This is a genomic window from Nesterenkonia salmonea (genome assembly GCF_005771525.1).
GTDB classification, from domain to species: domain Bacteria; phylum Actinomycetota; class Actinomycetes; order Actinomycetales; family Micrococcaceae; genus Nesterenkonia; species Nesterenkonia salmonea.
On the sequence record NZ_VAVZ01000017.1, the window covers coordinates 39,269 to 64,139 of the forward strand.

Below are 24,871 nucleotides of genomic sequence, written 5' to 3' on the forward strand. Positions count from 1 at the left end.
CGATCACTGCAGGATTGTTGACAATCTGCAGATTGAGTTCCTAATGTAGCACCCATGTCAGAGTCTCGTCCGGTCATCACAGTTCTTCGCCCCTCCGACCCGGATTCTCCGGCTCACGAACCCCCCGGACTTGAGCAGATTTCCGACAGGGCAGATATCCGCCTTACCGACGCCGACCACATTGTCGAGGACATCGCGGGGTCGGACGCGCTCTTCCTCTGGGACTTCTTCTCCGGTGCCCTGCAAAAGGCATGGCCGTCAGCGGACCGCTTGAAATGGATCCATGTCGCCGCTGCCGGGGTGGACAAGCTGCTCTTCGATGAGCTGAACGACTCAGATGTGATGGTGACCAATGCGCAGGGCATTTTCGACCGACCCATCGCGGAGTGGGTCCTCGGAGCAGTTCTGGCAGAAGCCAAAGATTTCGCTGGAAACTACCGCCTCAAAACCACCAAAACCTGGGACCACCGGGAGACCAAACGCGTACAAGGTTCCCGAGCCATGGTGATCGGCACAGGTGCCATCGGTCGCGAAATCGCGCGCCTGCTCAGCGCAGTGGGTATCGAAGTGACTGGGGCAGGCCGCACAGAACGCGAGAACGACGAGGACTTCGGCGTCGTCGTGCCCTCAGAAACTCTCGAAGAGCACATCGGTGATTACGACATCATCGTCAACGCCGCCCCACTGACCCCCGCTACAACCGGTCTCATAGGTGCCACAACCTTAGCTGCGATGAAGCCCGGAGCGCATCTGATCAATATTGGGCGTGGAGCCTCGGTGGACCAGCAAGCGCTGGTGGCTGCACTGCATGACGGGCCGCTGGGGTTCGCGTCATTGGATGTCTTCGATGAAGAGCCTCTGCCCCAAGATTCCGACCTCTGGGGCCTGGAGAACGTAATGATCGCAGCCCATATGTCAGGAGACGTCCACGGGTGGCGTGACTCCTTGGCTGAGCTGTTCATCGATAACGCTCAACGATGGTTGGATGGAAAAGACTTGGTCAACGTGGTTGACAAAGACAAGGGATACGTCCCAGGAAAGAGGAGCGCATCATGAGGGATCTGGTTGAGCTGACTGCCGCCGAACTGCTCGAGGGCTACGCCGCGGGTAGTTTCACACCCGTGGACGCCACGGAGTCCGCCCTGAGACGTATCGACGAGTGCGACGGTGATCTTAACGCCTTTGTGCTGGTGGACCGTGAGTCCGCCATCTCCTCTGCTGAAGCGTCAGCCGCCCGGTGGAAGGCTGGTGAGACCTTGGGCATTGGCGACGGCGTACCGACCTCTATCAAAGACATGTTCATCACAGCAGGCTGGCCTACCCTGCGCGGGTCGACCCTTATTGACGACGCCGGCCCATGGGACGCTGACGCCCCCTGCGTAGCCCGGCTCCGTGAGACCGGTGCGGTGCTGCTAGGCAAAGTCACCACCCCGGAGTTCGCCTGGAAGGGCACCACGGACAGTGAGCGGTACGGTGCCACCGGAAACCCCTGGGACCCCGCCACCACGGCCGGCGGCTCGTCCGGAGGCTCCTCAGCTGCAGTCGGAGCGGGCATGGGGGCTTGGTCGGTGGGTACCGATGCAGGCGGCTCGGTCCGGATCCCCGCGGCATTCACGGGCACAGTAGCGCTGAAGCCGACGTTCGGAACAGTGCCGATGTTCCCCGCCTCGCCGTTCGGAACCCTGGCACACGCCGGACCGATGACTAGGACTGTGGCGGACGCCGCCATGTTGATGGACATCGTCTCAGGCTTCGATTCACGGGACTGGGCTGCGCTGCCCACCCCTGCCGGATCGTTTACAGACGGGCTGGAGGACGGAATTGCTGGCCTGCGGATCGCTTATTCACCGACTCTCGGATTCGGAGAGAACGCCCCGGACATCGATCGACTGGTGCGGCAGGCAGTGGGGGAGCTTGAGGCCATGGGCGCGGTTGTCGAGGAGGTCGATCCGGGGTTTGCGGACCCGGTGGAGGCCTTCCACGTGCTGTGGTTCACCGGTGCCGCCAAGGTGGTTGCGGCCTACGGGCCGGAGGCGCTGGCCAAAGTGGACCCGGGCCTCCGGGAAGGAATAGAGCAGTACGCCGACGCCACCGCACAGGACTACCTTGACGCCACCGCTGTGCGGATGGAACTGGGAGTGCTGATGGGAGCCTTTCACCAGAATTATGACCTTCTGGTGACTCCGACGATGCCTATCACCGCTTTCGACCGCACCCGCCAGGCTCCCGAGGGGTGGAAGTCAGACCTATGGACCTCCTGGACGCCCTACACCTACCCGTTCAACATGACCCAGCAGCCTGCGGCTTCTGTGCCGTGCGGGGTGGCCGACAACGGGCTTCCCGTAGGACTTCAGATCGTGGCTGCCCGAACGCAGGATCAGCTTGTACTGCGTGCCGCTCGAGCATATGAGAAGGCATCAGGGGAGAAGTTCTCCCGCCCGGTATCTGTACCCGCGGGGCAGGGAACGGCTTAAGCGTGGCCAGATACATTACGGTCACGCTAGAAAAGCGGGGCGTGACGTGCCTGGCCAAACTGCTCGACGATGCCGCCCCCCGCACCTGTGCGGCCGTATGGGACGCGCTGCCGCAATCAGGACAGGTCTATCACGGCAAGTACGCACGCAATGAGATCTATCACCTCGTTGAGGCCTTCGCCGCGCAAGAGCCCGGAAAGGAGAATACAACCGTGACGCCGATACCGGGGGACCTGTGTTACTTCGCCTTCGATTCCGATGACCTGGGCAACCCCGCCTACGGGTATGACTCAGGCGCAGATGTGCGCGCTGAGGAGCCGACTCAAGCCAAGCCGATTATTGACCTGGCGGTGTTCTACGGCAGGAACAATCTGCTGATCAACGGTGACCAGGGCTGGATCCCCGGAAACGTATTCGGCACGATCGTTGAGGGTCTAGAGGATTTGGCAGAGGCTTGTCAATCCATCTGGATGGACGGTGCGCGGGGAGAGACGTTGACCTTCGCCCGGTCCCACGAAGACTGACCCATCAACCGGCTAAACGGTAAAGGGCCAGTTCGGCTCACAGGCGCGATGCGAGTTCACGGATCCGCGCAGAGAGATCCTCGCGAATCATCACCATGCGCTCATGCCCTTCAACCCCTTGCTCAGACGGTTCCACTGTTTCCCAGCGTTCTACAGTGACGCCGTCCAGCCCCGGAACCTGAGCTTCAGCGCCGATCACAATCACGTGGCCGGCTGAGCGCATCGCTTCCTCCGTCAACTGGGTCGGCGACTGGTCAGAGATGTCAACGCCCACATCGCTCAGCACAGCAGCTGAGAGCGGATTGACCTGCTTTCCAGCCTGGGTTCCCACTGAGGTGACGGTCACGGCGTCGAGCTTTCCGGCTTCCTGCAATTCCTTGCGCAACAGGCCGGCGGCCATCTGAGACTTCCCGCCGTTCTTCACGCAGACGAACAGCACACCGGAAGAAGGGACAGACATCATCCGAACTTGCCGGATACATAGCGTTCCGTTTGCTGGTTTGTTGGATTGTTGAAGATTGTTGATGTCTCCGCGTACTCGATCATCTTGCCGGGCTTTCCGGTGCCAGCAATGTTGAAGAATGCGGTCTTCTGGCTCACTCGGGCTGCTTGCTGCATATTGTGCGTCACGATCACGATCGTGTATTCCTTTTGCAGCTCAGAGATGAGGTCTTCGATGGCGAGAGTGGAGATCGGATCGAGAGCAGAACAGGGTTCGTCCATGAGGATCACCTCAGGCTTCACCGCCACAGTCCTGGCAATGCACAGGCGCTGCTGCTGTCCTCCTGAAAGACCGGAACCTGGTTTGTCGAGACGGTCCTTCACCTCATTCCACAGGTTTGCTCCCCGCAGAGCGCCTTCGACGATGCCGTCTGCCTGGGACTTGGACATTCTCGCCCCGTTGAGTCGGTATCCGGCGAGCACGTTGTCCCGAATGCTCATTGTGGGGAATGGGTTGGGACGTTGGAAGACCATGCCAACCATGGAGCGTACGGTCACGGGGTCAACGCCGGGTCCGTAAATGTCGTCATCGTCGAGAAGCAGCTGGCCCTCGACGCGCGCCCCTGGAAGAACCTCATGCATACGGTTGAGGCTCCGCAGAAACGTTGTCTTTCCACAGCCAGACGGACCGATGAAGGCCGTGACAGAACGTGCCGCGATTTCGATATTGACGCCTTCGACGGCGAGAAAATCTCCGTAATACACATTGAGATCTTTGGCGGTGATGCTCTTAGACATGGCTTAAGCTCAATCTTTCGTGAGGTTCCGTTGGGTTGTCAGCGGCCGGTCTTCTTCGGCGCGAAGATAGTCGCGATAATGCGTGCGGTGAGGTTGAGGCCCATGACAATGATGATGAGGACAAGTGCAGCTGCCCATGCCCGCTGATGCGACGGGTCTGAAAAGTTTGGTGACGTCGGGTTCTGAAACTGTCGGAAGATATACACCGGTAGTGCCGTCATCCACCCTTGGAACAGATTCCAGTTATTGCTGACGACGAATCCAGCCGTGACCAGGATGGGTGCTGTCTCACCGATGACACGGGCGATTGCGAGAGTAACGCCTGCGGCGATTCCGGAAATTGCGGTCGGGATCACCACTTTGAGGATCGTCCGCCATTTGCGCACTCCCAGAGCGTAGGATGCTTCGCGAAGCTCATTCGGGACCACACGGAGCATCTCCTCGGTGGTTCGGACCACAACGGGGATCATGAGGACAGAGAGAGCAATGGCGGCGGTAATGCCCATAGTGGATCGGCTTGGCAGAGGAAGGCCCAGGCTGTTCCCTACGCCCAAGAACCACCCCATGGCTGCTGCGCCGAAAAGTCCCGCCACAATGGAAGGGATACCTGTCATTACGTCCACAAAGAAGGTAATCGCCCGGGAGAGTTTGCCTCCACGAGCATACTCAACCAAGTAAATGGATGTCATGAGTCCGATTGGTACAGAAATGAACGTTGCGGTGAGAGTTATGAGAAGTGATCCCACCAGAGCGTGCCGGATTCCCCCCAGTACTGGTGCCCCCTCTTCCTGACTACGTTGGTCAGTTGTTCCGTCGATTCCCTGCATGTCGGATGCAAGGAAACCAGGTTCCAGAAGTCCAGGAATTCCGATGGATGTCACTGACCATATGACGGAAAACAAGGGAAGAAGAGCGATGATGAAAGCCAAATACACCAGGTTCTTCCACATCTTGTCTCTGGCTTGGCGTCGGTTCACCTTGGCTCGGGTGACGGCATAACTGATCATTACATAGAGAACTGCAGTGAACACGAACCACAGTGCAAAATTGAATGAGATAAGGGAACTCAGCGCTGCTCCGAACAGTGCAGAGACAGCGAGGACGGCCAGACCGGTCCACCATGGCATTCGGTTCTGCGTCAAGGAGGTTGGTCGGAGGATGGAGGAAGGGTCAAAGTCGTTTTGCCTCGCCGGCCCAGCTGGTCCCTCGACCGATGCTGACGTTAGTTGTTGCTGTGTCTGGCTCATCAGTTAGCTCCAGAGAAGTCTTTGTGACGGTTGACGATCCAGCGGGCTGTCATGTTGACGATCAGGGTGATCACAAACAGCACCAAACCGATCGCGATGAGCTGTGCCTGCCGTTCAGATCCTGGGGGCGCTTCGGGGAATCCGAGAGCTATTTCCGCAGGGATAGTGCTGTTGCCGGAGGAGATGAGCGATGCCGTGAGCAGACCGGGCGAAAGCACCAGTGCCACCGCCATCGTTTCTCCAAGAGCTCGGCCCAGACCCAGCATGACGCCCGAGATGATGCCGGCCCGGGCGAAAGGGAAGACCGCCATGGTGATCATTTCCCATCTCGTCGCCCCAAGTGCCAAGGCTGCCTCTTCATGGAGCTTCGGTGTCTGGATAAAGATCTCTCGGCAGACTGAGGTGATGATCGGAAGAATCATGACTCCCAGCACAACGCCTGCTGTAAAGATGGTCCGCCCTGTCTGTGAGGGGTTACCTGCAAATAGGGGAATGAATCCGAGGTGCTGGTGGAGCCAGCCGTAAACGGGGACGAGCGCGGGTCCCAGAAAGCTCATTCCCCAGGCGCCGTAGACCACAGAAGGAATCGCAGCAAGCAGGTCAATCAGGTAACCAATGGATTTGCTCAACCTGGGCGGGGAGAAGTGTGAGATGTAGAGTGCCACTCCCACCGCCACTGGAGTCGCCAGCACTAGGGCAATCAGCGAGGCTATGAGCGTGCCGATGACCAATGGGTAGGCGTACTCCAGGAACTGCCGAAGAATGAGCCCTTCCTCTTCGCGGTATACGGCGCCCACTGAGTTGAAGCTTAGGAAGATGGCGACGAAAGCCAGGGTGATGAGGATTGCCACACCGGCGAGGAGCGCAAGCCCGGAGAATACTCTGTCGCCCATGACTCCACCGGAGTCTGAGGTCGTCAGTGCGTTGTGAGAGGGCTCTTGGCGGTTGGATGGTTCTGTCGCCTTAGCTGGGGAGTGAGACTCACCAGGACTGGTCACGGGGGCTCCCTGCCTCGATACGTGTGCGTGTGATGGTCAGAAGTGTGGTTCTGGCGGATACCGAGTTCTGGAGAGCGGCACGAAGCACGGTCTTTAGTCTCGGTATCCGCCAGGCGTTCGGAAGAGGGTCGCTGCTACTCGGCGACAGTGATTTCAGAGATGGCGTCCATCGCGGTATTGCGGAGGTCCTCTGACATCGGAGCGTTGCCTGCGGCGGATTCAGCGGTTTGCTGTCCATCTTCAGAGACGAGGTACTCAGCAAATGCGACTGCAAGGTCCGCGGTCTCCTGGTCCGGATATTCGTTACAGAAGATGTTGTATGCGGCCAGGACGATCGGGTAGGCGCCTTCTTCCTCCGTATCGCGGTCAAGCTCGACAGCCATGTTGTTCGATGCCTGGCCTTCGACCGGAGTTGAGGAGGCTACTGCCTGCGATGCCGCTTCGGCGTTGTGTTCAACATAGTCGTTGCCAACCCACACTGCTACCGAGTTCAATCCACCGATTTGGGAAGCATCTGCGTAGGTGATCGCGCCATTGGTCTGCGAAGTCAGGTCAACCACACCAGAGTTCTGCTGTGCGGATTCAGCGGAGATGTCTGCTGGCCATGCATCGCTGGCTTCCCATTCCCAGGTGCTTGCAGCCGCCTCGAGGTATTCGGTGAAGTTGTCGGTGGTGCCGGAGTCATCGGCGCGGTGAACAACAGTGATAGGCGTGTCGGGCAGGTCGACGTCTTCGTTGTGTTCGGCGATGGCTTCGTCGTCCCAAGTGGTGATCTCCCCAGCGAAAATGCTCCCGATAGTATCGCCGTCGAGGTTGAGGGTGTCGTCGATGCCCTCAACGTTGAACGCGACAGCAATAGGAGAGATGTACGCGGGAATATGGAATGCCCCATCAGGCCCGCAAATCTCCTTGGACTGCTCCCACTCATCATCGTCCATGGCTGAGTCGGAGCCGGCCCAGTCGTACTCTCCGCCGAGGAAGCCGTCGCGCCCGGCTCCAGAGCCTACTGACGCGTAGTTGACCTGCGCCTCAGGCGCTACAGAAGTAAAACCGTTCGTCCAGGCGGTCATGGCTGCCTCTTGGGAGGACGCGCCGCCTCCGACCAGGGTGCCCTGCACCTCACTGGTCTCGGCGCCCCCGTTGGCCTCCCCATTGCCGTTGCCATCGCCGTTCTCAGCGCCCGGGTTGTTGGCCTCGCCGCAGGCAACAAGTGCCAAGGATGCGACGGATAGGACGGCCGCTGCGCGACCGAAACTTGCTAGCTTCACGTTGTCCCTCTCTGAGGATTTGTCATCAGCGCTATCGAAGATACGCCGCGTTGCAAACTGCTGTGGCTCGTAAGGCTCACGCGCATGAATTCGGACATGGTCGCGCGGCCGAGTGTCACGCTAGGGAGGCCAGGTGACAGAAAGTTGCTGTGGGAGTGAACGCAGGGTGAACAGCTGAAGGCTAAAGAGTTTAGTTCCCGCGCTTGTTGCCGTACGGCGTATTTGGGACGATACATTGACATTCTTCGATTTACGCCACAAGCTACTGGTATATATCGAAATGTATCAATGAATGGCGGACCTGATGGCGAGTAGTGCACACACTGTCAACGAACTTCCCGTGATCGTGATTGGCGCAGGCCCTGTGGGTTTGGCAGCCGCCGCCCACCTGGTGGAGCAGGGGCTCGACCCACTCGTACTCGAAGCCGGTGATCAGCCAGGCGCCGCCATTCACAACTGGGGTCACATCAAGCTGTTCTCACCGTGGCGGTTCAATATCGACGACGCCTGCCGCCGACTCCTTGAGCCCACCGGGTGGAATGCCCCTAGCCCCACAAGGCTGCCCACTGGAGAACAGCTCGTCAGTGAATATCTGTTTCCGCTGGCGTTTAGCACCGTGTTGAAGGACAAGATCAGGTTCCAAACGCAAGTCACAGGCGTAAGTCGTGGTGATAGGGACAAAACCCACACTGCGGCGAGGCAGGGTACTGCCTACACGGTGCGCGTGGAGGCAGACGGCACAGCATCTGACCTGCACGCTCGGGCTGTGATCGATGCTTCCGGCACATGGTCACAACCCAACCCGATGGGAGCTTCAGGACTCCCCGCGCTGGGAGAAGAGGATCCTGCTTTAGGTCAGTACCTGACGGGAGCACTGCCCGATGTCCTCGGCGCGGAGCACAATCGTGCGGCTGGCAAGCGCGTGCTGGTGGTCGGCGCGGGACATAGTGCCACCAATACGCTCCTGAACCTCACGGCGCTGAAGCGGGAAGACACGCAGACCCAGGTGGTGTGGGCCGTTCGTGGTGAGAGCGCCGAGCGCAGCTTCGGCGGTGGTGACCGCGATGGCCTACCCGAACGTGGTGCACTGGGGGAGCGGTTGCGCCGACTCGTCGAGGCCGGTCACATCCAGGTGATGACGTCTGCGGCCGTCCGCCGACTATCAGAAGCGGAATCCGGAGGCGTCGTCGTGGAATTCAGTGATGGCCGGATGATCAACGTCGATGCTGTGGCCGCTGCTACCGGCTTCCGACCAGATCTGGAGATGCTGCGTGAACTGCGGCTGGACTTGGATCCTGGTGTGGAGTCGCCATCCCGGCTAGCACCTCTCATCGATCCTGAGTTCCACTCCTGCGGGACCGTGAAGGCACACGGAACGGAGGTGCTCGCACACCCTGAGGATGGGTTTTTCCTCGCTGGTATGAAGTCCTATGGAAGAGCGCCCACCTTCCTCCTGGCCACAGGATATGAGCAAGTGCGCTCTATCGCTGCGCACTTGGCAGGAAACGACGCCGAGCCAATCGATCTTCAGCTGCCCGAAACTGGGGTCTGCAGCGTTGCTGATCCAGAGCACGCGGAGACTCCAGATGAGCTCGCAGAGGAACCCTGTACGGACAACGGTCTCGAACCGGCTGTCATCGGTGTCCCGACCGGTGTAGAGCACGGGCGGAGAGGTCACTGAGCAGCTTCCCTCCTCATGTCAGAAGAAGAGCCGTCTCAATAGTGTCCACCGCGGGCCCCTGCGGCTACGGTTAGTGAATGAGGGTATGGAATAACCGGGCGGCCTATGAGAGGTGGACTCGCCTCACTGAGTGGCCCATGGTCCTTGTTGCAGTTGCTTTTCTTGGAGTCTATTCGTATGTGGTGATCTTCGGGAATCCCAAGTCACCTGGCCCTTCTGGGTCATCAATATCGTCTGGGTCCTCTTTGCAGTGGACAATGTGGTGACACTCGTACTTGTTCCCCACACCAAGCGATGGTTCGTGAGGCATCTGCACGAACTGGCCATTGTTCTTCTCCCCGCTCTGAGGCCCCTGAGGCTGCTGAGACTCATCACCGCAGTCTCAGTTCTGCAACGCTCGGCCGGCACAGCACAGCACTGAGGAAAAGTCATCCTCTATGTGGCCTTTACCTCACTTCTCATGGTGGTGATGGCCTCGCTCGCCATGCTCGACGCCGAGCAGAATGCTCCGGGTGCGAACAGCACCAGTTTCGGCGACGCTATGTGGTGGTCCATGGTCACCATCACCACCGTGGGCTATGGCGACTACTACCCGGTGACCGGGCTCGGCCGCGGTATCGCCGCCGTACTCATGATCTGCGGGCTGGGGCTGTTGGGCACTATCACCGCAACACTGGCCAGTTGGTTTGTCGAGAGGGTGGAGGAGACCGTTGGGACAAAACGGGACGACGCCGCCGACACGCCAGGTGGTCCAAAGGACGGTTCCACGCCGGATAACTGATCAGTCAGATTGCGGCACTGACGAGTTCTGCGTATCATGGAGCGTTGTCTGCTTGGCTGAGTTGCGCCTTCTCACAGGGTGCAGCGCCGGAAACAGTTCAAGCGCCGCCAAACTTTGCACCGTCCACGTGGTTCCCGCGTGTCCGTAGGCAACTTCGGTTGGATCTCACCCAGCCTGGTCGTCCTCGTACCGGTGTCAGTGAAACGGTTCACACCAGTGGGCCTTCAAACAGCATCTACGTACAGAAACTCAAGAGGAGTGATCATGGCAGCACGTTGCCAAGTGACGGGAGTGGTGCCGCAATTCGGCAACCAGATCTCCCACTCGCACCGCCGTACCAAGCGCCGGTTCGACCCCAACATCCAGAAGAAGACCTACTGGGTTCCTTCGCTGGGACGCAAAGTCACCCTGAACCTCTCGGTTAAGGGCATCAAAACTATCGACGTGCGCGGCATTGACGCGGTCGTCGCCGATATGCTGAAGCGGGGTGAGAAGCTCTAATGGCAAAAGACAAGGACGTACGTCCGATCATCAAGCTGAAGTCGACTGCCGGCACGGGTTTCACCTACGTGACGCGCAAGAACCGCCGAAACAACCCTGACCGCATCGTGCTGAAGAAGTACGACCCGGTCGTCCGCAAGCACGTCGACTTCCGAGAGGAGCGCTGATCATGGCCAAGACCTCCAAGATCGTAAAGAACGAAAAGCGTAAGGTCATCGTCGAGCGCTACGCCGAAAAGCGTGCCCAGTTGAAGAAGACGCTCGTTGATCCCAAAGCCTCTGATGAGGACCGCGAGGCCGCGCGAGTGGGCCTGCAGAAGCTGCCCCGCGACGCATCCCCGATCCGTGTGCGTAACCGCGATGCCATCGATGGTCGTCCCCGCGGTACTTTCCAGAAGTTCGGAATTTCCCGTATCCGGTTCCGCGATATGGCTCACCGTGGTGAGCTTCCGGGTATCACGAAGAGCTCCTGGTAACCAGCACACGCTGAACTCAAGAATTTGCGGGGTCTTCCTTCGGGAAGGCCCCGCTTTTTCGTACGCTGACAGGCGAAACTCCTGGGAACACGCTGTAAAACTGCCGTTTCATGCCCAGTTCAGGGCTTGTGCGTGGTAAGTTGCCACACTGAAAGCCCTTACGCGGCCGCAGATCCGCAGAATGACGCGGAAGTTCGGCCTCAAGGGACAGGAACAAATCAGTCCAGGAGGACAAACACATGGCACTGAACCGTAGCGAGCTCGTTGCAGCAGTCGCAGAGAAGTCCGGTAACTCCCAGGCAGCCGTCAACGGCGTGCTTGATTCCGTCTTCGAGGTCTTCACCGAGCAGGTCTCCAAGGGCGAGAAGGTCTCCATCCCAGGTTGGCTGTCCGTGGAGCGCACTGAGCGCGCCGCGCGCACCGGCCGCAACCCACAGACCGGCGAGACCATCCAGATCCCCGCCGGTTACTCCGTGAAGCTCTCCGCAGGGTCCAAGCTGAAGGCTGCCGCAACCGGCAAATGAGCCCAAGGCTTACCATTGCAGTTCCATGAGCTGCACTGAGCGAGCGTCATCGTATGCTCAGCTCAAAACTTCATAGTCGACGACCCCCTAGCCTCAGCCGAGGCAGGGGGTCGTCGGTGTTTTCGACAACTTGTAGAATTTGTCCTATGTCATGGTTCCGCATACAGCAGCTGCTCGTTCAGCCCGACCTTGAGGTGGATGCTCCGGGATGGGCACCGATAGTCTTCGCAGGCGGTGCGTTCATCGTCGTCGCTCTTGTGTTGATCTTGATGTGGAAGAAACTCCGACAGTCTGAGCAGTGGCGTGGCGAGCAAGAACCACCGGATGACTACGAGAATCGCTGAGCGGCGGACCTGGGCCGCTCCGCTGCCCCTGGCCGCAGCGGCGCTCTCAGCGGGCCTCATAGCGCTGATCGTGGCGGGTATAGCTACCGGCATAGGGCAAGTGGGTGCAATCTCCGACCCGGGCCTGCTCACCAGGTGGGGACTTCCCACAGCGCGTTATATCCACCACATCGCCATGTCAACAACTGTGGCTGCCGCCATTCTGGCCACCGTGGCCATTCCCTTCCGAACGGGGCCCAGAAACAGGCAGGACAGGCAAGCGGGCCAAGAACACCCTCTCTACACCCGCACGATGCAGATAGCCATGGCCGCGTCGGTCGTGTGGACAGTGGCGGCGATTGCGGTCCTAGTACTCACGTTTTCCTCTTTGGCAGGGCTCCCCATTTCAGCTGATCAGGGATTCTCAGAAGGGTTCTTTGACTACACACTGAATATTTCAACCGGCCAAGCCTGGCTGACAATCGTGCTCATCGCTGGCCTGTGTGCCACCCTTCTGGCCGCGGTCCGCCAACCGGCTGGGGTGGGGTTCATCGCAGTCTTGGGCCTGAGCGCGATTGTGCCGATGGCCATGGTGGGCCACTCTGCATCGGGAGATGATCACACCGCGGCCGTCAACTCACTTGGTCTGCATCTTCTAGGAGTCGTCGTCTGGGTAGGCGGGCTCATCGTCCTGGCCCTGCTCGCGCCACAGATCGCCGAGACCGCACGAACTCTCAGCTCCAGAGATCAAGGTGGACCGGAAGTCCTCGGGACCGTACTTCGGCGATACTCACTATTGGCGGGCCTAGCGCTCATCACTGTTGCCGCCTCTGGTGTCATCAACGCGGAGCTGCGAGTAGAGAACCTCGATCAGCTGTTGGGCACCGACTACGGACGACTGCTCGTCCTGAAAACCGTGGCCACAGTGGCCTTGGCCGGTATCGGGTTCGCCCACAGGCGGTGGATCATTCCGCGCATTCTCTCATCAACCCGCCTCCTGTGGCAGCTGATCATCGTCGAGATCGCACTGATGACGACAGTCATCGGAATCAGCGCGATCCTTGGCCGCACACCGCCGCCAGTACCGGATGATCTTCCCCCCGACGCCACACCCGCCAGGTTACTGACCGGCTATGACCTGCCGCCCGAGCCCAGCCTGATGAACTTCTTCACCCTGTGGCGTATGGACTGGCTCTGGATCGCCATCATCCTCTTCCTCGCCATCTGGTACGTGCGCGCCACCGTCAACGTCCGCTCGCGCGGGATCACATGGCCGGTGATGCGTGCGGTCTCCTGGCTATTCGGCCTAGCCGTGCTGATGTGGATCACGTCCGGGGGTCCTGCTGTCTACGGCATGGTCACCTTCTCGGGGCACATGATCCAGCACATGACGCTGACCATGGTCGCCCCCATCTTCCTGGTCATGGGTTCTCCCGTGACTCTCGCCATGCGTGCACTGCCCGTCCGCAGTGACGGCACACGGGGTGCACGGGAATGGATTCTCTGGCTCGTGCACTCCACGTGGTCGAAGATACTGACCCACCCGATCGTGGCTGCGGTGAACTTCGCAGGCTCTATTCTGCTGTTCTACTACACGCCGATCTTCGGACTGTCGCTGGAGTATCACCTGGGTCACATCTTCATGACAGTGCACTTCCTGCTCACCGGGTACATCTTTGCGCTCGTGCTCATTGGACGGGACCCTCTGCCGTCACGACCGCCCCACTTCGCACGCGTGATCATTCTGCTCGCGACCATGGTCTTCCACGCTTTCTTCGCCGTGGCGCTGATGTCGACGGACCAACTGATCCAACCAGAGTGGTTCGGCAACATGGGGCATGGCTGGTTCCCGGCCATCGACGATCAGCACACCGGAAGTGAGTTGATGTGGGGCCTTGGTGAGATTCCAGCGGTGATATTGGGGGTGATCGTCTGCATCCAATGGGCTAAGGACGATACCCGGGAGATGAAACGGCTTGATAGAGAGGCTGAGCGCACCGACCACGCCGAGCTTGAGGCCTATAACCAGATGTTCGAGGAGATGTCCGAGCAGGATACTGCGCCCCGCCGGTAATACAGAGTCATACGCGGAACAGAACGGTTCTGCGACTGGTTGACTCAACAGACACCGACATCCTGACCTCGTCCGGAGGAAACCACGCATGACAGAGACGATTCGACGCACCAGCCGAGTGCGCGCATCTGAGCTGCTTGGCCGTAACTGGCTCAACACCGGCGGCAAACAGCTCAGCCTCGAGCAGCTGCGCGGGAAAATCATCATCCTAGACTTCTGGACCTTCTGCTGCATCAACTGCTTGCACGTGCTGGATGAGCTGAGGCCGTTGGAAGAGAAATATGCAGATGTCTTGGTCACTGTCGGAGTGCACTCCCCGAAGTTTGAGCATGAGGCCGATCCCGATGCCTTGGCTGCTGCCGTTGAGCGTTACGAGATTGAACACCCAGTGCTCGATGACCCGGAACTGATCACCTGGCAGGCCTACTCCGCGAGAGCATGGCCCACCTTGGTTGTAGTAGACCCAGAAGGTTACATTGCCGCCTCGCTCTCCGGTGAAGGGCACGTGGCAGGACTGTCCTCGCTGGTGGATGAACTGGTCGCAGAACATGAGGCGAAAGGCACTCTGCATCGTGGCGATGGTCCCTACGTGGCGCCTGAACCAGTCTCACGCACTCTGCGTTTCCCCGGTAAGGCACTTCCTGTCAGCCGGGCCCTCAACGGATCAACGGAGGGCTTTCTGGTGGTTGACACAGGGCACCACCGGATCCTGCACCTGGGCTCTGACCTTGAAACAGTCATCGACGTATGGGGTTCAGGGGAGAAGGGCTACGCCGACGGGGCAGCAACAACGGCCCATTTCAATGAGCCGCAGGGTGTCACGATCCTCCCTGAGAAGCTTGCCGAGCAGGTCGGCTACGACGTAGTCGTTGCAGATACGGTCAACCACAGGCTTCGCGGTATCAACGTCGCCACTGGAGCAGTCACCACGTTGGCCGGCAACGGCGTGCAACGACTCCTTGACGCCGAACGCACACGCGCCACGCAGGTTATCGGGTCACTCGGGACCGATGCGCTCGAGATCTCGCTTTCTTCCCCTTGGGACGTGCTGTGGTCGGAGAACTTGGACAGTGTTGTGGTCGCTATGGCAGGCACCCATCAGATCTTTCGCTTCGACCCAGCTACCGGCGAACTCTCGGTCTACGCCGGCACTGGACTTGAAGGGTTGACCGACGGGCCGCCAGCAGAAGCCTGGTTCGCACAGACTTCGGGCCTCGCCGAAGACTCCAACGGAGACCTCTGGATCGCCGATTCTGAGACCTCGGCCCTGAGAGTCCTCCGCACCTCCGCCAACCGGGGCGCCCCTGAAGTGGAGACTCTCATCGGAGAAGGCCTTTTCGACTTCGGTTTCCGCGATGGTCAACCTGCCCAAGCACGTCTACAGCACCCGCTGGGCGTCACGAGCCTTCCTGACGGGTCCATCCTGGTGGCAGATACCTACAACGGCGCGATTCGGCGTTACAAGGCCGAGCACACCGCCGCAGACGGCACTATTGTTCCCGCCGCGGTGTCCACCGTCGCCCGGGGGCTCAAGGAGCCTTCAGATGTGCTGCTGGACACCGATGGCACGACCATCCTGGTGGTTGAGACCAACGCCCACCAGCTTGTTCGGATCGCAGTGCCTGAGGAGTACCTGACCATCGATGAGGGAGCGACCCAGACTCAGCGTCCACGCACCCCGGTGGCATCCGGGGAGTTCGGCCTTAGCGTCAGTTTCCAAGCCCCCACGGGTCAGAAGCTGGATTACCGATGGGGAGACCCCACGCAGCTGCAGGTCTCCGCCACCCCCACTGAGCTCATCACCTCCGGGGGCGGAACAACGGAAGGTCTGAGTCGCACCCTGCAGCTGAACCCTGATGTCACCGAAGGTGTTCTGCACATCACTGCCCGTGCAGCAGCCTGCGACGGTGACCCAGGGGAAGAAATCCCCATGCATGCAGCCTGCCACCTGTACCAGCAGGATTGGGGTATTCCAGTGGTACTCGACGACACCGGAGATCAGGAGCTCACTTTGGACCTCCGGGGAGTGAAATAGCCTCAGTCGTTCGAGGTGAACGCGGCTGAGAGCTTCACGCGCTGACCCATCTTCAACAGAGACCGACTGTAGATCTTCGCGGCCAGGGCCATCACCAGAGCAGTGGTGAGGACCAGCAGTCCCATGGAGACAATGGGTTCGAACCACTCGGCGGCGTCGTCGAAAAGTCGCACAGACATCGACACCGGTGCGGTGAAGGGGATGTAGGACGTCAAGGTCATCGCGAACTCATTGTCTAAGAAAATCAGCACCACAAAGTAGGGGACCATGACCAGCATCATGGCCGGGGTCATCACGCTGCCGGAGTCCTCCTGGCGCGATACCAGCGAAGCCGAAGCTGCGAAGACACTGGCGATCAACACGAAGCCCGGGATGAAGAACAGAACGAACCACAGCATGGGCCAGGAGAGCATCTGCAGGAAGGCCAACTGACCTGAAAGAGCAAGGCCCAGCGCTGCGGAGCCACCCATGATGAGGGCTTGCAGGAGAGCCACCACCGAGTTGCCGAGGATCTTGCCCGCCAACAGGGCGCGGGCCGGGATGGCTGAAAGCAGGATCTCGACGATCCGGTTCTGTTTTTCCTGAATGGTGTTCTGCATGATCATCACGCCGGATCCCATAGCGACGAACATGAAAATCAGTCCGAAGCCTAGCGCGGCGAAGTAACGCATCATCGAGTCAGCACCGTCGGTTTCAAGAACCTCAACCGTCGGTGTGACTGAGAGTTGTTGCGCGGCGCTGACCGGAGCCTCATCCAGGCCGATCAGGTGGACTCCAATTGGGGAGTCTTGGTCTTCAGTGATGATAGCTTCCACCTCGCCGTCGCGAAGCAGCTGTTCTGCTTCCTGCATGGAGTCGGCTGAGGTGAGGCTGAACCCTGACTGTTCCACCTGCTGTTCGGCGTCCTGGCTGATTCCTGTGGTCACCACGGGAATCTGGTCCTCGTCGTCGCCTCCTCCGAAGAAGCCGGTGGCGACGATTCCTCCCACAATGATGACGACTGTGATCAAAGTAGAAATGATGAACGACTTGGAGCGAACCTGCGTGCTGATTTCACGGAGGGCCACTAGGCGGGTGGCGGCGGCAGTGCTCAGACGGGTCTTAGAGGAAGCGGTAGGTTCCTGCACAGTGGCGGTGCTCATCGGGTGGCCTCCTGTGGCAGCGTGGGGGCAGAGTCATTGGTGAAGTCGCGGAAGATTTCACTCAGGGTGGGCAGCACCGGCACGAAGCGTGTCACGGGGCCGCGTTGGACAGCATCTTGGAGTAGTTGCTGGGCAGCGGACTCTTCCGCGCGGAAGATGACCCTGTTCTCGGTAGCCTCATCGGTGCGGATGCCGGAATGGTTCTGGACCCAGCTGAGGTCCGCATCAGAGGCGAGTTCATAGCGCAGTGTCCCGTGGCGGCGTCGTAAATCTTCACGGTCGCCTGCTGCCAGGATCTTGCCGTCTCCAATGATGATGAGGTCATCGCAGAGTCGCTCGACAACGTCCAACTGATGCGAACTGAACAGCACCACAGCACCGGAGGCTGCTTTCTCCGTGAGCACGTTGAGCACCAAGTCAACAGCGAAGGGGTCCAGACCGGAGAAAGGCTCGTCCAAGATGAGCACATCCGGCTCATGCACCAAGCTGGCGGCGATCTGCACTCGCTGCTGATTGCCCAGGGAAAGGGCCTCCAACGGGTCCTTGAGCCGTTCGCTGAGGCCCAGCTGGGTGAGCAGGTCCACGGCGCGGGTCGTGGCCTCGGACTTGCTGTAGCCGTGAAGCCTAGCCAGGTAGGTGATCTGCTCGGCTACTTTCATTTTGGGGTAAAGGCCACGCTCGGATGGCATGTAGCCGAACCGGGACCGAGCTTGGGATCCCAGTTCTGCACCGTCGAGCCGCATGTGGCCCGAATCGGCAGCCAGGACGCCCAAGATGATGCGCATCGTGGTGGTCTTACCTGCTCCGTTGCCACCAACGAAGCCAGTCAGCTTGCCTCTCTCGGCGCTCAGGCTGACATCGTGGAGGACCTGCTTTCCTGAAAAGGATCGGCAAATATCTTGCAACTCCAGCATGCGGTGGGATCGCCCCTTTAGTTGTGTGAGCCTCATGAAGTTTCTGTGTCGATGTCACCCTAGCGACGCTCCAACGCGGTGAACATCATCCTCAGGAGGTATTCGAATCATCATCCTTGCGCTCGGGTACTCCTCAGAGGGCAGAATTGGATAGGCTCAGTCACATACCTTCGACACCCAAGGCATATTGGCGAAAGGCGCGTGAACCTATGACCACTATGGTCGTCGTCGCGAGCAAGCACGGCTCCACTGCTGAGATTGGCGAGCGAATCGCCTCGATACTGTCCGCCCGAGGGGTGAAAGCGCACGTCAAAGACGTTAGCGAGGCGGACAAGTGGCTCTACGAGACAGACAACGTGGTGGTCGGGATTCCGGTGTATCGGCAGAAACTCATGAGTGAAGGTTCCCTCTTCCTCGAGGCTAACCGGACGGAGTTGGCAGGAAAACCGCTCTTTCTCTTCGCCGTGGGCGGAGGTCCTGTACTGGACCCCAAACTCGTTGACCAGCTCAAAAAGTACCCCCACCGTGAAGTCACCTATTTCCAGGGTGCAATGGACGAGGCCAAGATGAGCTTCTTCGAGAAGCTCCAGCTCAGAGTGGTCAAGGCCCCCAGCGATGCGGACTTCAGGGACTGGCCCGCCATCGAAGACTGGGCCAACGGACTACTGGCCTACGGCGTTAACTGAGCATTGGCCTCCATGCCAGCGTTCGACGTTGCGAGTCTGCGCAGTCACTTTCCGTCTCTGGACGCCGGAGTCGCATTCTTCGATGCGCCCGGGGGTACTCAGACTCCGCGTCCGGTGGGCGATGCTATCGCCGCTACCCTGACTGCGCCGCTATCCAATAGAGGCACCCAATCTGTTTCTGAGTTGAACGCCGAGCGGGTGGTGAGTGAGTTCCGCGGTGCCTTCGCTGATCTGCTGGCCGCTGATCCTCGGGGCATTGTCTACGGACGCAGCGCCACCCAGCTCACCTACGACTTCTCCCGGCACCTGTCTAGGGATTGGGGCCCCGGCGATGAAGTGGTGGTGACCCGGCTCGATCATGATTCCAATGTGCGCCCCTGGGTTCAGGCAGCAGAACGCACCGGCGCCACGGTGCAGTGGATTGACCTTGACCCCAAGACCGGTGAACTGGACACCTCGAGCCTTAGCACCACCATCAACGCGCGCACCCGGCTGGTCGCGGTGACCGCGGCGTCCAACCTCATTGGCACGGTCCCCGATGTTGCTGCCATTGCGGAGGCCGCTCACAGTGTTGGGGCGCTTGTGTATGTGGATGGAGTGCACTACACCGCACACCGGTTGGTGGATCTCTCCGAGCTCGGTGCTGACTTCTTTGTGTGCTCCCCGTACAAGTTCATGGGACCGCACTGCGCTGTCCTTGCCGCTGCACCCCAGCTGCTGGAGTCCATGACACCCGACAAGCTGCTCCCGTCTCCGAATGCCGTGCCGGAACGCTTTGAGTTTGGCACCCTTCCGTACGAGATCATGGCTGGGGCTACAGCTGCGGTGGACTTCATCGCCGGCGTTGGCTCCGAATCCGACGGCGGTAGTAGACGAGACATGCTCAATCGTGCCCATCACCTCATTGGTGAACACGAGCACCGGCTCGCTGCCCGCATCCTGAGCACTGTCGAGCGCGAACTGGATGGTAGAGCCCTAGTGCACTCAACCGCAGCGGACCGGACTCCGACCTTGTTCCTCAGTTTCCCTGGTAGGGGCTCCCAAGAGATCTCCCGCGAACTCCACCACGCAGACATTCACGCACCCGCAGGTTCCTTCTACGCCTATGAGACATTCAACAGACTCCGAGTAGAGGACGACGCAGGCCTGCGTCTCGGTGTGGCTCCCTACACCAGCGAGGGCGAAGTCGACCGCCTCCTCGATGCGCTCATTTCAACAGTGTCGATTGCCCCTAGAAGGAGCTAAACACATGTCGGAGACCCCACACACCACCGTAGAATCCACCACGCTGAACGACGGAACGACTCTTCCGATTCTCGGTCTCGGCACCTACCGGCTGCGCGGACGAGTCGGTGCTGAGGCAGTGAAGTCAGCAATCGAGTCCGGCTATAGACTGCTCGACTCGGCATACAACTACGAGAATGAAGGTTCAGTCGGCGCCGGGATCTCAGCAGCCGGTGTGGACCGGGAAGATCTTCGGGTCACCACCAAGCTGCCTGGGCGCTACCACGAGCGTGATCAGGCCATCGTGGCAGTGGAAGAGTCACTTTTCAGGGCAGGCCTGGACTACTTTGACCTCTGCCTGATCCACTGGCCCAATCCCAAGCAGGGAAAGTACGTGGAAGCTTGGAGAGCACTTATTGAACTACGCGAACGTGGTCTGGTGCGCTCCATTGGTGTCAGCAATTTCCTCACCGAACATCTGGAGAAGCTGCAGCAGGAGACCGGAGTGCTCCCAAGCGTCAACCAATTGGAGATTCACCCGTGGTTCCCTCAGGCGGATGCCATTGAGGCGAATCAAGAGCTGGGAATAGCTGTTGAGGCCTGGAGCCCGGTAGGCCGACATTCTGCACTACAGCAGGAACCTATTGTGGCTGAGGTGGCCAGCGAAGTGAATCGCAGCTTGGTGCAGACTCTGCTGCGCTGGCACATCCAACGCGGAACGATCCCCATCCCCAAGTCGGCCGACCCGCAGCGCCAACGCGAGAACCTGAACCTCTTCGACTTCGCTCTTACCCAAGAGCAGGTTGACCGAATCTCATCCCTCGCCCGGTCCGACGGTCGTTTGAAAGGGCAAGACCCGGCGGTCTACGAAGAGTTCTGAGACGACGCGTGAGTGGGCCAGGTCAGCAGGACTGAGCTAGGCCTCAACACGACCGAACTTCGAAGGAATGACTGAGCTCCAAGCCTCTTTGAGCTCGTCGAGGCCGATGCCGAAGCTCCCGTCAGAGAACGGTCCTGCGACTTCAATGCCCCCGGACTCGGCGTCTACTACTCCCAAGCGCAGCGCGGGGAATCCACGTGCGGTGGTCATATCGGTGAAGCGCAGTTCCTCCGAGCGTGGCAGCGAGACCAAGACGCGTCCCTGTGACTCACTGAACAGCGCGGTGAAAGGGTCCAAGCCGTCCCGCTCACAGAGTTCATGCACCGAGGTGCGGGACCCCACACCGAAGCGCAAACTCATCTCAGCCAAGGCGGCAGCTAGCCCTCCTTCTGAGAGGTCGTGGGCGGCGTCGATCATCCCATCGCGCGAAGCGTTGATGAGGATCTCGCCGAGAACCTTCTCCGCGTTGAGGTCCAACGCAGGTGGCATTCCGCCGAGGTGGCCTCGCTGACGGGCGAACTCAGAACCGTCGAGTTCATCGCGCGTGGTGCCCAGCAGGTAGATCGCCTGACCGTCAGCCCACCTCTGGAAGCCAGATGGTGTGCGCCGTGAGACGTCGTCGAACTTGCCCAGTACTCCGACTACTGGAGTCGGGTGGATGGCCCGTCCAGCGGTCTGGTTGTAGAGGCTCACGTTACCGCCGGTCACCGGGATGCCGAGTTCCATGCAGGCATCGGCTAGACCACGAACAGCTTCGGCGAACTGCCACATGACTTCTGGGTCTTCCGGAGAGCCGAAGTTCAGGCAATCGCTGACGGCCAGGGGTACTGCTCCGGCAGTTGCTACGTTGCGATAGGCCTCCGCCAGAGCTAGCTGTGCACCTGTATAGGGGTCCAGGTAGGCGTAGCGATCATTGCAGTCTGTCGCCAACCCCACACCGAGGCCGGTTTCCTCATCTACTCGTATGACACCGGAATCGTCGGGCTGGGACAGCGCGGTGTTGCCGCCCACGAACCGATCGAACTGGTCAGTGACCCAAGACTTGTCAGCCATATTCGGACTCGACATCAGCTCTAGTACTGCTTCGCCGAGGTCTTCAGCTGTAGCGGGAAGACCCTGTCCGGCTTCTGAGGAGCGGAAGGTATCTGCCTGGAGCGTATCCTGCCAGGTTGGCCGGTGGTAAGGGCGCTCGTAGACGGGACCGTCGTGGGCGACAGTGCGTGGGTCGACGTCGACAATCGTCTCGCCGTCCCATTCAATAATGAGTCGTCCGGTGTCCGTCACCTCACCAAGCCAAGAGAACTCAACACCCCATGTGGACATGACGGCTTCGAACGCTTCAGCGTTTTCTGGTGTCACGACTGCCATCATGCGTTCCTGGGACTCCGACATGAGGATCTCGCCAGGTGTCAGAGTGGGGTCGCGTAGGAGCACGTCCGTCAGTTCCACATGCATGCCGCCCTCACCATTGGAGGCCAGCTCTGATGTGGCGCAGCTGATGCCGGCTGCGCCGAGGTCTTGGATGCCCTCGACCAAATTGTTGTGGAACAGCTCCAGGCAGCACTCAATGAGTACCTTCTCAGCGAAGGGGTCGCCAACCTGAACGGCCGGGCGCTTAGAGGGTTTGGTGTCGTCGAATGACTCAGAAGCCAGAACGGATGCGCCACCGATGCCGTCACCGCCGGTGCGCGCCCCGAAGAGCACAACTTTATTGCCGACCCCGGAGGCGTTGGCCAGGCGGAGATCCTCGTGCTTCATCACGCCCACAGCTAGGGCATTGACCAGCGGGTTCTGTTGGTAGACGGAATCGAAGACCACCTCACCGCCAATATTGGGAAGCCCCAGTGAGTTGCCGTAACCGCCGATTCCGGCAACCACTCCGGGAAGCACACGCTGAGTGTCCGGATGGTCAATATCGCCAAAGCGAAGCGGGTCCATCACCGCCACCGGACGGGCACCCATAGAGATGATGTCGCGGACAATCCCGCCTATGCCAGTCGCAGCGCCCTGATAGGGCTCCACATAGCTGGGGTGGTTATGTGACTCGATCTTAAATGTCACCGCCCAACCATCGCCGAGGTCCGTGACTCCAGCGTTTTCGCCGATTCCCACCATGAGGTCTTTTTTCATCTCTTCGGTGACTTTGTCGCCGAACTGACGCAGGTGAACCTTTGACGATTTGTACGAGCAGTGCTCAGACCACATCACCGAGTACATTGCGAGCTCTGCGGCAGTGGGGCGCCGACCGAGGATATCGAGGATGCGTTCGTACTCATCCGCTTTCAGCCCGAGCTCGGCCCACGGCAGTTCGGTATCCGGAGTGTTCCCGGCGTTTTCTACTGTGTCAATGTTGAAATCGCTCACGCATTTCCCCCTGTCAGTGACGAGACCACGGAGGTGAAAATCGTCAACCCGTCTGTTCCGTCGCGGAGCCCAGTGGCGTCGTCCGGACCGTAACCGGCTTCCACAGCGTGCTCCGGATGCGGCATCAGGCCCACCACGTTGCCGCGCTCATTGGTCACTCCAGCAATGTCATTCTTCGAGCCATTGGGAGATGCGCCCACGTAACGGAAAACTACCCGGCCCTGGTCTTCCAAAGCGTGGAGGGTGGCGTCGTCGACGACGTACTGCCCGTCCTGGTTCTTCATGGGCACGGTGATGAGCTCATTCTGGGTGAACTGCGAGGTCCATGCAGTCTCGGTGTTCTCAACCCGTAGCACCTGGTCGCGGCAGGTGAACTTGAGGTGGTCATTCTTGATCATCGAGCCGGGCAGCAGGTGAGCTTCAGTGAGGATCTGGAAGCCATTGCAGATGCCCAGTACAGGTAGAGGTGAACCGGCGACTGCGCCAGCCTCGGTGATGATCGTGTTCATCACTGGTGCGAAGCGAGCGATCGCGCCGGCGCGCAGATAGTCGCCGTAGCTAAACCCACCGGGAAGGATGACGGCATCCACCCCATGCAGGGCATCCTCGGCGTGCCATAGCGGGACGGGGGTCCCCCCACCTAGACGGACAGCCCGGGCGGCGTCGCGGTCATCGAGCGTGCCGGGGAAGGTGACGACGCCGATGCGAGCACCGGCAAGCGGAGAGGTTTCAGGAGCGGTGTGATCGCCGATGAGGGGAGTTTCTGCGGTCATGTGCGGTTACAGGTCCTCAGCTACGGTGACGGAGACGACGTCCTCGATCACCGGGTTGGAGAGCATCTCAGCTGCCGCCGTGCGGGCCGATTCTAGAAGCTCCTCGGTGACTTCACCGTCGACGGTGAGTTCGAACCGTTTGCCTTGGCGCACACTGGAGAAACCAGTGAATCCAAGGTGGGGGAGTGCGTTGGCGATGGCCTTGCCCTGCGGATCGAGGATCTCAGGCTTGGGCATGACCTCGACGACGATCGTAGGCACGTATGTCTCCTGGGGCTGATGTTCGGAATGGACCAGCTCACAATCCTACCTGGGAGCGCCGTGTGCGCGCCTCCAGCCGGTTTTCAGGGGGTTATTGAGTCTTCAGCTTTCTATAGACACCTGAAAACCCCACACCAACCTGACAAGTGAACAGGAGGGGAGGAACCTGGTGGTAGACCAAGCGGAGGCCTTGTGGCAGCGCCGTTCGATCCGCCGTGCGCTCGACGCCGTGACTGGCGCGGTGCTGGGATCCCTCGGCGTGCGGGTGAGCGATAGCGGTACGGGCTTGTATGGGGGAGTCGTTGGACAAAGAAGGGAAATGAGTGATGTCAGCAGAGACAACAAACAGTGAGATCGTCTTTTACGAAGAAGCTGCGCAGCTCACGGCGATCGGCGTGCGACTGGAGGGGGAGACCGTGGCATGACCCCCTAATTTCGGTCCACGAGTTATGAGAGTCGCACTAGCGCCCGGTGCTCCGGGCA

25 protein-coding genes are annotated in these 24,871 nt (G+C 59.9%); 15 read left to right on the forward strand and 10 right to left on the reverse strand.

Going from position 1 to position 24,871, the window contains the following annotated elements:
- The first annotated feature begins 54 nt into the window (after window positions 1-54).
- Genes FEF26_RS07530 through FEF26_RS07540 form a run of 3 tightly spaced genes read left to right on the forward strand, consistent with a single transcriptional unit; the run spans window position 55 to window position 2,998 of the window.
- Window positions 55-1,056, forward strand: a complete 1,002-nt coding sequence (locus FEF26_RS07530; protein WP_138252928.1) for a D-2-hydroxyacid dehydrogenase — start codon at window positions 55-57, stop codon at window positions 1,054-1,056.
- Window positions 1,053-2,474, forward strand: coding sequence for an amidase (locus tag FEF26_RS07535; protein ID WP_138252929.1), 1,422 nt, complete (start codon window positions 1,053-1,055; stop codon window positions 2,472-2,474). Before FEF26_RS07530 ends, FEF26_RS07535 begins: the two co-directional genes overlap by 4 nt.
- 2 nt (window positions 2,475-2,476) lie before the next feature.
- On the forward strand, window positions 2,477-2,998 hold the full coding sequence (locus FEF26_RS07540) for a DUF3830 family protein (RefSeq protein WP_138252930.1): 522 nt from the start codon (window positions 2,477-2,479) through the stop codon (window positions 2,996-2,998).
- A 37-nt stretch (window positions 2,999-3,035) separates the two neighbouring features.
- Here the strand turns inward: FEF26_RS07540 and FEF26_RS07545 are convergent, their stop codons facing one another.
- From FEF26_RS07545 to pstS, 5 genes are all read right to left on the reverse strand, one after another.
- Entirely contained in the window at window positions 3,036-3,461 is a 426-nt protein-coding gene (locus tag FEF26_RS07545) for an arsenate-mycothiol transferase ArsC (protein WP_341805142.1), read from the reverse strand.
- Window positions 3,458-4,237: a phosphate ABC transporter ATP-binding protein PstB gene (gene pstB / locus FEF26_RS07550; protein ID WP_138252931.1), complete on the reverse strand. Its 780-nt coding sequence runs from the start codon at window positions 4,235-4,237 to the stop codon at window positions 3,458-3,460. Before pstB ends, FEF26_RS07545 begins: the two co-directional genes overlap by 4 nt.
- Before the next feature lie 38 nt (window positions 4,238-4,275).
- A complete protein-coding gene (pstA, locus tag FEF26_RS07555) occupies window positions 4,276-5,364 on the reverse strand; it encodes a phosphate ABC transporter permease PstA (protein ID WP_138252953.1) in 1,089 nt (362 codons plus the stop codon).
- A 119-nt stretch (window positions 5,365-5,483) separates the two neighbouring features.
- A complete protein-coding gene (gene pstC, locus FEF26_RS07560) occupies window positions 5,484-6,377 on the reverse strand; it encodes a phosphate ABC transporter permease subunit PstC (protein WP_138252932.1) in 894 nt (297 codons plus the stop codon).
- Window positions 6,378-6,616: 239 nt separating this feature from the next.
- Complete coding sequence (gene pstS, locus FEF26_RS07565) at window positions 6,617-7,750, reverse strand: phosphate ABC transporter substrate-binding protein PstS (protein ID WP_138252933.1); 1,134 nt, start codon at window positions 7,748-7,750, stop codon at window positions 6,617-6,619.
- A gap of 304 nt (window positions 7,751-8,054) precedes the next feature.
- On the opposite strand from pstS, the gene FEF26_RS07570 reads away from it, so the two are divergent.
- The 9 genes from FEF26_RS07570 (at window position 8,055) to FEF26_RS07610 (ending at window position 16,144) form a co-directional block, all read left to right on the forward strand.
- Window positions 8,055-9,431, forward strand: a complete 1,377-nt coding sequence (locus FEF26_RS07570; protein ID WP_138252934.1) for an FAD-dependent oxidoreductase — start codon at window positions 8,055-8,057, stop codon at window positions 9,429-9,431.
- A gap of 439 nt (window positions 9,432-9,870) precedes the next feature.
- Window positions 9,871-10,212, forward strand: a complete 342-nt coding sequence (locus FEF26_RS07575) for a potassium channel family protein (protein WP_138252935.1) — start codon at window positions 9,871-9,873, stop codon at window positions 10,210-10,212.
- Between the two features lie 264 nt (window positions 10,213-10,476).
- The gene (gene rpmB / locus FEF26_RS07580) at window positions 10,477-10,713 is read left to right on the forward strand and encodes a 50S ribosomal protein L28 (RefSeq protein WP_138252936.1); all 237 of its coding nucleotides are present in this window, start codon (window positions 10,477-10,479) and stop codon (window positions 10,711-10,713) included.
- Window positions 10,713-10,880, forward strand: coding sequence for a 50S ribosomal protein L33 (gene rpmG / locus FEF26_RS07585; protein ID WP_022872124.1), 168 nt, complete (start codon window positions 10,713-10,715; stop codon window positions 10,878-10,880). The genes rpmB and rpmG overlap by 1 nt, the downstream gene beginning before the upstream one ends.
- 2 nt (window positions 10,881-10,882) lie before the next feature.
- On the forward strand, window positions 10,883-11,188 hold the full coding sequence (gene rpsN / locus FEF26_RS07590) for a 30S ribosomal protein S14 (RefSeq protein WP_119901835.1): 306 nt from the start codon (window positions 10,883-10,885) through the stop codon (window positions 11,186-11,188).
- A 239-nt stretch (window positions 11,189-11,427) separates the two neighbouring features.
- The gene (locus FEF26_RS07595) at window positions 11,428-11,712 is read left to right on the forward strand and encodes an HU family DNA-binding protein (protein ID WP_138252937.1); all 285 of its coding nucleotides are present in this window, start codon (window positions 11,428-11,430) and stop codon (window positions 11,710-11,712) included.
- Between the two features lie 146 nt (window positions 11,713-11,858).
- On the forward strand, window positions 11,859-12,056 hold the full coding sequence (locus FEF26_RS07600) for a hypothetical protein (RefSeq protein WP_138252938.1): 198 nt from the start codon (window positions 11,859-11,861) through the stop codon (window positions 12,054-12,056).
- Window positions 12,037-14,109, forward strand: a complete 2,073-nt coding sequence (locus FEF26_RS07605; protein WP_138252939.1) for a bifunctional copper resistance protein CopD/cytochrome c oxidase assembly protein — start codon at window positions 12,037-12,039, stop codon at window positions 14,107-14,109. Before FEF26_RS07600 ends, FEF26_RS07605 begins: the two co-directional genes overlap by 20 nt.
- An 88-nt stretch (window positions 14,110-14,197) precedes the next feature.
- Window positions 14,198-16,144, forward strand: coding sequence for an NHL domain-containing thioredoxin family protein (locus tag FEF26_RS07610; protein ID WP_138252940.1), 1,947 nt, complete (start codon window positions 14,198-14,200; stop codon window positions 16,142-16,144).
- A gap of 2 nt (window positions 16,145-16,146) precedes the next feature.
- Here FEF26_RS07610 and FEF26_RS07615 read toward each other — a convergent pair whose 3' ends face one another.
- Together FEF26_RS07615 and FEF26_RS07620 are read right to left on the reverse strand one after the other, a co-directional pair.
- Window positions 16,147-17,286 carry an ABC transporter permease gene (locus FEF26_RS07615; protein WP_138252941.1) on the reverse strand — a complete coding sequence of 380 codons (1,140 nt, stop codon included), beginning with the start codon at window positions 17,284-17,286 and terminating at the stop codon, window positions 16,147-16,149.
- A complete protein-coding gene (locus FEF26_RS07620) occupies window positions 17,283-18,200 on the reverse strand; it encodes an ABC transporter ATP-binding protein (RefSeq protein WP_138252942.1) in 918 nt (305 codons plus the stop codon). Before FEF26_RS07620 ends, FEF26_RS07615 begins: the two co-directional genes overlap by 4 nt.
- Window positions 18,201-18,409: 209 nt before the next feature.
- Here FEF26_RS07620 and FEF26_RS07625 point away from each other — a divergent pair, with 209 nt between their 5' ends.
- The 3 genes from FEF26_RS07625 to FEF26_RS07635 are packed head-to-tail and all read left to right on the forward strand — an operon-like array spanning window position 18,410 to window position 20,990.
- The gene (locus FEF26_RS07625; protein WP_138252943.1) at window positions 18,410-18,886 is read left to right on the forward strand and encodes a flavodoxin domain-containing protein; all 477 of its coding nucleotides are present in this window, start codon (window positions 18,410-18,412) and stop codon (window positions 18,884-18,886) included.
- Between the two features lie 12 nt (window positions 18,887-18,898).
- The gene (locus FEF26_RS07630; protein ID WP_138252944.1) at window positions 18,899-20,131 is read left to right on the forward strand and encodes a cysteine desulfurase-like protein; all 1,233 of its coding nucleotides are present in this window, start codon (window positions 18,899-18,901) and stop codon (window positions 20,129-20,131) included.
- 4 nt (window positions 20,132-20,135) lie between these two features.
- Entirely contained in the window at window positions 20,136-20,990 is an 855-nt protein-coding gene (locus FEF26_RS07635) for an aldo/keto reductase (RefSeq protein WP_138252945.1), read from the forward strand.
- Window positions 20,991-21,026: 36 nt separating this feature from the next.
- Here the strand turns inward: FEF26_RS07635 and purL are convergent, their stop codons facing one another.
- From purL to purS, 3 genes are read right to left on the reverse strand one after another with little or no spacing between them, the layout of a single operon-like run.
- A complete protein-coding gene (gene purL / locus FEF26_RS07640; protein WP_138252946.1) occupies window positions 21,027-23,354 on the reverse strand; it encodes a phosphoribosylformylglycinamidine synthase subunit PurL in 2,328 nt (775 codons plus the stop codon).
- Window positions 23,351-24,127: a phosphoribosylformylglycinamidine synthase subunit PurQ gene (purQ, locus tag FEF26_RS07645; protein ID WP_138252947.1), complete on the reverse strand. Its 777-nt coding sequence runs from the start codon at window positions 24,125-24,127 to the stop codon at window positions 23,351-23,353. The genes purL and purQ overlap by 4 nt, the downstream gene beginning before the upstream one ends.
- Before the next feature lie 6 nt (window positions 24,128-24,133).
- On the reverse strand, window positions 24,134-24,388 hold the full coding sequence (purS, locus tag FEF26_RS07650; protein ID WP_138252948.1) for a phosphoribosylformylglycinamidine synthase subunit PurS: 255 nt from the start codon (window positions 24,386-24,388) through the stop codon (window positions 24,134-24,136).
- Window positions 24,389-24,871 lie beyond the last annotated feature (483 nt).

Coding starts and splice junctions, on each gene's coding strand:
- FEF26_RS07530 (WP_138252928.1), top strand. CDS start 55: ATGTCAGAGTCTCGTCCGGTCATCACAGTTCTTCGCCCCTCCGACCCG.
- FEF26_RS07535 (WP_138252929.1), top strand. CDS start 1,053: ATGAGGGATCTGGTTGAGCTGACTGCCGCCGAACTGCTCGAGGGCTAC.
- FEF26_RS07545 (WP_341805142.1), bottom strand. CDS start 3,461: ATGATGTCTGTCCCTTCTTCCGGTGTGCTGTTCGTCTGCGTGAAGAAC.
- pstB (WP_138252931.1), bottom strand. CDS start 4,237: ATGTCTAAGAGCATCACCGCCAAAGATCTCAATGTGTATTACGGAGAT.
- pstA (WP_138252953.1), bottom strand. CDS start 5,364: ATGCCATGGTGGACCGGTCTGGCCGTCCTCGCTGTCTCTGCACTGTTC.
- pstC (WP_138252932.1), bottom strand. CDS start 6,377: ATGGGCGACAGAGTATTCTCCGGGCTTGCGCTCCTCGCCGGTGTGGCA.
- FEF26_RS07570 (WP_138252934.1), top strand. CDS start 8,055: ATGGCGAGTAGTGCACACACTGTCAACGAACTTCCCGTGATCGTGATT.
- rpmB (WP_138252936.1), top strand. CDS start 10,477: ATGGCAGCACGTTGCCAAGTGACGGGAGTGGTGCCGCAATTCGGCAAC.
- rpmG (WP_022872124.1), top strand. CDS start 10,713: ATGGCAAAAGACAAGGACGTACGTCCGATCATCAAGCTGAAGTCGACT.
- rpsN (WP_119901835.1), top strand. CDS start 10,883: ATGGCCAAGACCTCCAAGATCGTAAAGAACGAAAAGCGTAAGGTCATC.
- FEF26_RS07595 (WP_138252937.1), top strand. CDS start 11,428: ATGGCACTGAACCGTAGCGAGCTCGTTGCAGCAGTCGCAGAGAAGTCC.
- FEF26_RS07600 (WP_138252938.1), top strand. CDS start 11,859: ATGTCATGGTTCCGCATACAGCAGCTGCTCGTTCAGCCCGACCTTGAG.
- FEF26_RS07605 (WP_138252939.1), top strand. CDS start 12,037: ATGACTACGAGAATCGCTGAGCGGCGGACCTGGGCCGCTCCGCTGCCC.
- FEF26_RS07610 (WP_138252940.1), top strand. CDS start 14,198: ATGACAGAGACGATTCGACGCACCAGCCGAGTGCGCGCATCTGAGCTG.
- FEF26_RS07615 (WP_138252941.1), bottom strand. CDS start 17,286: ATGAGCACCGCCACTGTGCAGGAACCTACCGCTTCCTCTAAGACCCGT.
- FEF26_RS07620 (WP_138252942.1), bottom strand. CDS start 18,200: ATGCTGGAGTTGCAAGATATTTGCCGATCCTTTTCAGGAAAGCAGGTC.
- FEF26_RS07625 (WP_138252943.1), top strand. CDS start 18,410: ATGACCACTATGGTCGTCGTCGCGAGCAAGCACGGCTCCACTGCTGAG.
- FEF26_RS07630 (WP_138252944.1), top strand. CDS start 18,899: ATGCCAGCGTTCGACGTTGCGAGTCTGCGCAGTCACTTTCCGTCTCTG.
- FEF26_RS07635 (WP_138252945.1), top strand. CDS start 20,136: ATGTCGGAGACCCCACACACCACCGTAGAATCCACCACGCTGAACGAC.
- purQ (WP_138252947.1), bottom strand. CDS start 24,127: ATGACCGCAGAAACTCCCCTCATCGGCGATCACACCGCTCCTGAAACC.